The following is a 6,219-nucleotide window of genomic DNA, read 5'->3' as shown; positions in this document are numbered from 1 at the left end:
CAAGCATAGAAAGTTCTTTGGCTCTATCGAGTGTGAGATAGTAGTTAATCGCGATAACAGCCCTAGATTTTGCGCTCGCCAAATTTGGCGACCGCAAATCTTGTGTTTTTACAAAGTCTTGTCCTTCTATAAAATTGTATCTGGTAATACGGTCCTTAATCCAATTTGAAAAGTCACGTTTTGCCTCTAAGAATGCATGCAGATCACGTGCATTTACTGTCTGAACTATTTCCTGATCAATGATTTGTTCTTTAATCTCTATGAGAGTGTTCATGATGAACTCCTATGCAGTCTGTTTAATTTTATTTTTAAGATGCATCATGATAGCTGCTCGTATTTCAGGTCTCGAAAAATCGATTTGGGGATTAGCTGCTTGCTCTTCTAATTTTTTCCAATAATCTATGATTTTTGCGCGTAACACAGTGTTATAACCTAAAATGACAATAAGAGATTCACGTTTAGGAAGATGGTAACAAGGAAGAGTACGACCTGTTGAATCTTTGTATAATCCAGCAAAATTACTCAGGTCGATTTTAAGTTCGCTAAATAGTTTACGAATATCTCGTATTACATAGCCATGTCTTTTACCGCATAACTCTGCAATTTCAATGCTAGACATGGTTGGAATTGTTTCGTGTTTGTTTGTATTTTGCTGGATAGCAATTAGCTTTTCCATTACGGACCTCATATTGGGTGGGATTGATGAATGAAAGGGGGCGCTTTTTCAAACGCCCTTAAGAATTTTAAAGCACATCACAAGGACGCAAACGGTGCTGCTGTTCATAGGTACCGTAAAACTCATCATTATATTTTTCTTTTGCTAAATCAGATAAAAGGTCATGGTAAGCAACACTCTCGCGTACAAAGTCATGAACTTTACTCTCCTCGTGGAGATGTTCGATATTTTCTTTTACATATGCTTCTGCAATTTCTTCAGAGATATCTTCACAATTATTCTCAGAAGGATTGATGCGAAAGATTTGGATTGCATCATCTGCCTCGTCAATAATTTTTAGAACTTGGCTTTCATCCAGTGGTCCCGATCGACCAATGTTTTGATCATCATCATAGATAACTAATAAGATTTCATCAGAATTAATAAGAATTGGCTTATCCATAATTTTTCCTCCCTAACGCCTCTTGGCGATTGTTTGTGCGTGGTTTGTATAATTACTTATACGCAAATGTATAAATATAAGAAAGAAAAAAATCACATATATTTCATTTTTTTTGCATTTTCACTTAAATGCCATCTTCACAAGCAATGGAATTAAAAGTTGATTTTAGAATCAGTAAATGTGCGGTTTACTGATAAAAATCAATCAAACTCGCTTCAATCTGTTGATGGCAATCTCATTGATAACGTGAACAGAAAATCGTATTGTGTTTACATATCAAGAATAGTGCGCCGTACACGACCTATTATAGAGATAGCGCCTTCAAGTTTTGGAGCCTTTATTGTTTTGTCGTATGAAGCAGGCTGAAAAGGAGGATCATCATTAGGTCTGTATCGTTTATATGTCGCTTGTCCAGATTCATCTGCAATTACATAGCAGGCATTAGGCACAAGTTTTTTGTCTCGCATATTTACAAATATTATAGAATCTGGAGGGCTAATTTTATTCATAGATGCGCTATCTACACGTAAAGCAATCCATTCACCGGCAGGAAGATTAACAGCCTCTGTCATAGGATAATCTGAAAAATCCATTATCCCATCTTGCTCTCTTAGTTCTCCAGCGCTAATCCATGAAACGAGAGGAATACTTATATTGAGATTAGGATTTTCTTGAGGAGACTCGCCATACAAAATCCACCCCGGATCTACATTAAATACTTGTCCATAGAGCTCGGCTATTTGACGCGAAATACCACGATTTCCATTTTCGTGACTAATTAGGGTATTTTGATTAAGAGCTGGTATAGTGCGCGCAGCTTCACTTGGTGTCGTATATCCAGCATTCTTACGCGCTATTTTAAGTCTATCTTTTGGCAAATAAGTCATTTGTACATTATCCACTATTTTTTGCATTTTCACTTAAATGCCATCTTCAAAATAAGAGAATTCAAGGTTGACTTGTGAATTATTTCGTAAGCAAGCGATAAGCTTTACGTGGCAGTATTGAAATTATTTCCCCAATCCATTTTATCTTAACATTTTTAATGGGATCTGCATTCCATGATTTGAGTACAATGCCTTCTGAAGAGCGAGTAATTTGTTTGATGAATCGCCTATTATCTTCTGTCAGAACAATGACTTCATCACCGTAATAATCGCTCACTGGCTTTGTTTGCAGATGTTTAACTACGATTAAATCACCATCTTTATACACAGGATACATAGAATTTCCACGAACCACAAAACCTATTGCTTCAAAAGGCAAATCAAATGGTATTTCAATTGTTTCAAGCCCATCTTCTGGGATTTGCTCAACATCGGTGTCAATCTCTAATCCTGCTCCTACATATCCCATAACAGGAACAAGTGTAGTAATTTGATTATAACCCTTTAAGCTTTTATAAAGTTCTAAAATTGCGTCTCTGTGTGAACCTCTAGGATCTGATTCATTTCCTAACCATCTTGATACGGTTGCTTGGGTTACATTTAGTCTATCGGCAAGATCTTTTTGACTGAGACCAAATTCAGATTGCAATACTTGCAATGTAGCAATGATATTTTTCGTCATAATTAGTTACTTATGATTTTTAAATTAAAAAAAATCTATTGTTTTTTTTAATTTATGTTATACAATTGCGTATATGGTTAAAATAAAGGACTTAACTCAAATGGACACAGAGGAAAAATTCAAGATTAAATCTATCCGAAAGTGTTTATCGCTAACACAAAAGGAATTAGCAGACATTTTAGGCGTTAAGCAAGCCTCTGTTTGTCGTTGGGAACAAGGAAAAGGTTTATCTTTAAAGAATTATCTAAAGCTGCAAGAACTGCAAGGATGTTCTGGCTCTAGTTCTGCTTTCACACCTGCTTCTACAGATAATGATGAACAGCAACAGCACCCTTCACACTCTTAAAGAAGAAAGATCATGAGAAACGGAATATTGAAGAAACTCTATACGCAGCTTTGTAGATTAATAGGTTGTAATTCGAAAATGAAGAATGGAGATAGATTGGTGAAAGAATTTGTACGGATACCGGATCGTGATTGTAGCATAGAAGATCTTGTGAAACGACACGAAACTCACACAACAATTCTTAAAAAACGAGAAGAATGGCATAAGTCAAAATTTGATAGTTGGATGAGATGGCATGAAGCCACTCTTGCAGAGCGAGATAAGTCAATTGAACAACAGCAAGTAGTACTTGAAAACCTATTCTCTTTAATTAAGCAAAAAAATAAGACACTGTATGAACAAAGATTAAAGTTGGCTTCACAAATGGAGCTAATTAATAAATTAAATAATAAAATCATTTGCTTAATTAACAAAAAAGAAGAACCAAGATTGATCGATTTTACTTTTGCAGGAGAATGCTTTTAATTTTGGCATCAAAAAAACCACAAATGAGGATTATCAGCCAAAAAGGAATATTCAGAGCCAAATTCATCATATGTATCTTTTGAGCGTGGATATGAGTCCCAAAAATGAACAGTGAATGTTTCCTCTGGATTAACAATCGAAGTGTGGTCAAGTGTAAAATTTGCAATGTTGCGGGAATTAGGCTTACGGCAGCTAATTATGAAATCTAAAAAAGTGTAGCATTTAGCACGTATAATAAAAAAATTCAAAGCGAACTCTGATGAAGCATTTGATTTTATATTTTGGGGACATAAAGCAATGAGCTTTGGAGTTGTTCTTTTAATGACGAGGTGTTCACCTGAAGTTTTAGATGGCCATCTAACGAAAGGGCAAGCATTTTTAACAAACTTAAAGGGACTTTTTTTCGATATGCGTATATTCCTTATCATTATATCTTCTCCAGTAAGATTTTTAATGCATAATTTCACCCTAACGCGTGAAGTGCCTTCATATTTTTGTGGGAAGAATACTGCCTTCAATTTCAAATATGGTCCCAAATCTCGTGCTTTTTTATCTTCTAATAGAATAGCTGTCTGGGTTTCTGATGCTATAGTTTGTCGTTGGAAGATTTTAAGTTGTTTTTTTAAGCTTCGTTGTTGCACAAAAAGTGTCACCATTCCAGTAACTATCGTAGCAATAATAGGAGCAATCGTAAGATTATCACTTATCCAGTGCAGCAAAAATACAGCACTATCATTTATCCGGTGCAATAAGAATACAACCTTATCAACTATCCATTCTTGCATCATAACTCCCCCCACTTTTTTAGAATCGTTGGGAGGATACTTTTTCAAAAACATTTTTGCAAGACAAGCAGTCACAACACGCTCTGTCATAGCACGCATATAAATACGTAGAGCCTTAAGGGGGGATTATGATCACTAATGCACAAACCATTCTCTGTCTTGATCTAGGGACGAAGACGGGCTGGGCGCTTCGTGATGCAGATGGTTTTATCACAAGTGATACAGAACATTTTCAATCACGCCGTTTTGAAGGCGGTGGCATGCGTTACTTGCGCTTTAAGAAATGGCTTTCTGAACTAAAGAGGTCTGTTGATGAAATTGACGCGGTGTATTTTGAAGAGGTACGCCGGCATGTAGGTACAGACGCTTCTCATATTTACGGGGGCTTTCTAGCAACCTTAACAGCGTGGTGTGAACATCATCAGATACCATATGAAGGCATTCCTGTTGGCACAATTAAGAAGGCAACAACAGGAAAAGGCAATGCCTCAAAAGAAGAAATGATTAAGGCGGTATGTGCAAAAGGACATACGCCTAAAGACGACAACGAAGCAGATGCTTTAGCAATTTTATATTTAGTTAAAGGAAAGGAAATTGGGGATGTCCAATAGAAATAAGTTTGTAACAATTAATGTAGAGAAGTGTCTTCTTGATATTGTTTTGTTACCAGCGATTGAATGCAATGTTTATCTCAGGTTGCGATTGCAAATGCTCTACACTGGCGAACCTCTTATAAATAATTCACAAGGATTCTCTTATCTTACTAAATGTTCAGTAAAAAGATTTGAAAAAGCGTTAGATTATTTATTGAGAGTTGGAGTCATCATACGTTTAGCAGATGGTCGTTTATGGAGTTCACAAGTTGAGGAGGAACTCAATAACTTCAATGAAGATCTAAATAATAATAAAGAACAGGAGGGGAAATATGTCAACTAAGTTAGCTTGGGTTCGTTGTTTTCCTTCTGATTGGGTATCTGATGCTAGTGGAATGACGTCGTATCAAATATCGACTTATATGATGTTGATATTGCTTATGTATAAGAAGAGACAGCCAATTCTTGAGAATGCCTCTATATTAGCACGCATTTCTGGTTGTTCAGTAAAAGCTTTTAATAAAGCGCTAGATTTTTTATTGAGTGATGAGAAACTGATACGTTTAGAAGACGGTCGTTTATGGAGTTTAGAAGTTGAAGAAGAACTCAACAATCTCAATGAAGAAGAGCTAGATAATTTTGCCTTTAATAATAATGAAGAAAAGGAGGTAAAATATGTCAACTAAATTACCGTGGACGAGGCTTTTTGCAGATAGGTGGGCAGTAGTTGTCGATTATTTACCTCCTGTAGAAGGTAATATCTATATGAGATTGCGGTTTCGCATGCTTCGTACTGGTGAACCTCTTTTTTGTAATATTAAAGTTTTATCTCATTACACTGGTTATTCAGTAAAGAAATTTGAGACAGCATTGAATGTTTTGCTAGAAGAGGGATACATCATTCGTTTAGAAGATGGTCGTTTATGGAATCTCGATGTTGAAGAAGAATTAAAAAATTGCAATGAGAATTTAAATAAACTTTCAGAAAAAGCTATAAAAGCTGCGAATACTAAGAGAAGAAAACATAAAGATGACTCATCAAAAGACCATGATGATGTCATGATGATGTCATCACGAGGTCATGATGACATCATGATGAAACACATTAACATAGACAATAACATATATAATAAAAAAACTAAAACTATCGTTTTAGCAAAAAAAGAAATTGGTTCTGAAAGTTTAGAAACAAACGAACAGGTTGACGAGCCAACAGAGGTTGCTGCTGTTGAGACCACATCAGAGCAAATCACAACGGGTGTAGACAACCAACCTCCCATTCACGAGCAAGAGAACGTTCCCAAAAAAGCAAAACGAGCGCAAGCTAATCGCGGTTGTCGATT

General features: G+C 35.9%; 11 protein-coding genes and 1 pseudogene. 6 read left to right on the top strand and 6 right to left on the bottom strand.

Annotation, left to right across the window (positions count from 1 at the left end; all coding sequences use genetic code 11):
* The 5 genes from ACFINU_RS08750 to ACFINU_RS08730 form a co-directional block, all read right to left on the bottom strand.
* Nucleotides 1-274: antA/AntB antirepressor family protein (locus ACFINU_RS08750; RefSeq protein WP_375618833.1), on the bottom strand; the 274-nt coding region annotated here is incomplete at its 3' end.
* A gap of 9 nt (nt 275-283) precedes the next feature.
* Nucleotides 284-676 carry a Rha family transcriptional regulator gene (locus ACFINU_RS08745; RefSeq protein ID WP_375618832.1) on the bottom strand — a complete coding sequence of 131 codons (393 nt, stop codon included), beginning with the start codon at nt 674-676 and terminating at the stop codon, nt 284-286.
* A gap of 67 nt (nt 677-743) precedes the next feature.
* Entirely contained in the window at nt 744-1,118 is a 375-nt protein-coding gene (locus ACFINU_RS08740; RefSeq protein WP_375618831.1) for a hypothetical protein, read from the bottom strand.
* A 269-nt stretch (nt 1,119-1,387) separates the two neighbouring features.
* Nucleotides 1,388-2,005 (bottom strand): S24 family peptidase, encoded by a 618-nt coding sequence (locus ACFINU_RS08735; protein ID WP_375618834.1) that lies wholly within the window; start codon nt 2,003-2,005, stop codon nt 1,388-1,390.
* Nucleotides 2,006-2,084: 79 nt separating this feature from the next.
* The gene (locus tag ACFINU_RS08730; protein ID WP_375618830.1) at nt 2,085-2,687 is read right to left on the bottom strand and encodes a S24 family peptidase; all 603 of its coding nucleotides are present in this window, start codon (nt 2,685-2,687) and stop codon (nt 2,085-2,087) included.
* 100 nt (nt 2,688-2,787) lie between these two features.
* Between ACFINU_RS08730 and ACFINU_RS08725 the strand changes: the two genes are divergently transcribed.
* Both ACFINU_RS08725 and ACFINU_RS08720 read left to right on the top strand, forming a co-directional pair.
* Entirely contained in the window at nt 2,788-3,033 is a 246-nt protein-coding gene (locus ACFINU_RS08725) for a helix-turn-helix transcriptional regulator (RefSeq protein ID WP_375618829.1), read from the top strand.
* Between the two features lie 12 nt (nt 3,034-3,045).
* Entirely contained in the window at nt 3,046-3,498 is a 453-nt protein-coding gene (locus ACFINU_RS08720) for a hypothetical protein (protein ID WP_375614814.1), read from the top strand.
* An 8-nt stretch (nt 3,499-3,506) separates the two neighbouring features.
* On the opposite strand, the gene ACFINU_RS08715 is transcribed toward ACFINU_RS08720, so the two are convergent.
* Nucleotides 3,507-4,373, bottom strand: a complete 867-nt coding sequence (locus ACFINU_RS08715) for a hypothetical protein (protein ID WP_375618828.1) — start codon at nt 4,371-4,373, stop codon at nt 3,507-3,509.
* A gap of 38 nt (nt 4,374-4,411) precedes the next feature.
* On the opposite strand from ACFINU_RS08715, the gene ACFINU_RS08710 reads away from it, so the two are divergent.
* From ACFINU_RS08710 to ACFINU_RS08695, 4 genes and pseudogenes are all read left to right on the top strand, one after another.
* Nucleotides 4,412-4,894: a crossover junction endodeoxyribonuclease RuvC gene (locus tag ACFINU_RS08710; protein WP_375618827.1), complete on the top strand. Its 483-nt coding sequence runs from the start codon at nt 4,412-4,414 to the stop codon at nt 4,892-4,894.
* Nucleotides 4,884-5,219, top strand: a complete 336-nt coding sequence (locus ACFINU_RS08705) for a hypothetical protein (protein WP_375618826.1) — start codon at nt 4,884-4,886, stop codon at nt 5,217-5,219. The genes ACFINU_RS08710 and ACFINU_RS08705 overlap by 11 nt, the downstream gene beginning before the upstream one ends.
* On the top strand, nt 5,209-5,562 hold the full coding sequence (locus tag ACFINU_RS08700; RefSeq protein ID WP_375618825.1) for a DUF1376 domain-containing protein: 354 nt from the start codon (nt 5,209-5,211) through the stop codon (nt 5,560-5,562). Before ACFINU_RS08705 ends, ACFINU_RS08700 begins: the two co-directional genes overlap by 11 nt.
* Nucleotides 5,552-6,219 (top strand): annotated as a pseudogene (locus tag ACFINU_RS08695) (hypothetical protein); the annotation flags it as partial. The gene ACFINU_RS08700 and the pseudogene ACFINU_RS08695, both read left to right, overlap by 11 nt.

The sequence above is a fragment of the Bartonella sp. AC130YNZD genome (genome assembly GCF_042196865.1).
Taxonomy (GTDB): domain Bacteria; phylum Pseudomonadota; class Alphaproteobacteria; order Rhizobiales; family Rhizobiaceae; genus Bartonella.
This window is presented reverse-complemented; position numbering and strand designations above follow the sequence as displayed.

What these genes read in the sequence shown, in the direction of transcription:
- ACFINU_RS08720 (WP_375614814.1), top strand. Translation starts at nt 3,046, where the DNA reads ATGAGAAACGGAATATTGAAGAAACTCTATACGCAGCTTTGTAGATTA.
- ACFINU_RS08700 (WP_375618825.1), top strand. Translation starts at nt 5,209, where the DNA reads ATGTCAACTAAGTTAGCTTGGGTTCGTTGTTTTCCTTCTGATTGGGTA.
- ACFINU_RS08730 (WP_375618830.1), bottom strand. Translation starts at nt 2,687, where the DNA reads ATGACGAAAAATATCATTGCTACATTGCAAGTATTGCAATCTGAATTT.
- ACFINU_RS08710 (WP_375618827.1), top strand. Translation starts at nt 4,412, where the DNA reads ATGATCACTAATGCACAAACCATTCTCTGTCTTGATCTAGGGACGAAG.
- ACFINU_RS08715 (WP_375618828.1), bottom strand. Translation starts at nt 4,373, where the DNA reads ATGACAGAGCGTGTTGTGACTGCTTGTCTTGCAAAAATGTTTTTGAAA.
- ACFINU_RS08740 (WP_375618831.1), bottom strand. Translation starts at nt 1,118, where the DNA reads ATGGATAAGCCAATTCTTATTAATTCTGATGAAATCTTATTAGTTATC.
- ACFINU_RS08745 (WP_375618832.1), bottom strand. Translation starts at nt 676, where the DNA reads ATGGAAAAGCTAATTGCTATCCAGCAAAATACAAACAAACACGAAACA.
- ACFINU_RS08725 (WP_375618829.1), top strand. Translation starts at nt 2,788, where the DNA reads ATGGACACAGAGGAAAAATTCAAGATTAAATCTATCCGAAAGTGTTTA.
- ACFINU_RS08705 (WP_375618826.1), top strand. Translation starts at nt 4,884, where the DNA reads ATGTCCAATAGAAATAAGTTTGTAACAATTAATGTAGAGAAGTGTCTT.
- ACFINU_RS08735 (WP_375618834.1), bottom strand. Translation starts at nt 2,005, where the DNA reads ATGACTTATTTGCCAAAAGATAGACTTAAAATAGCGCGTAAGAATGCT.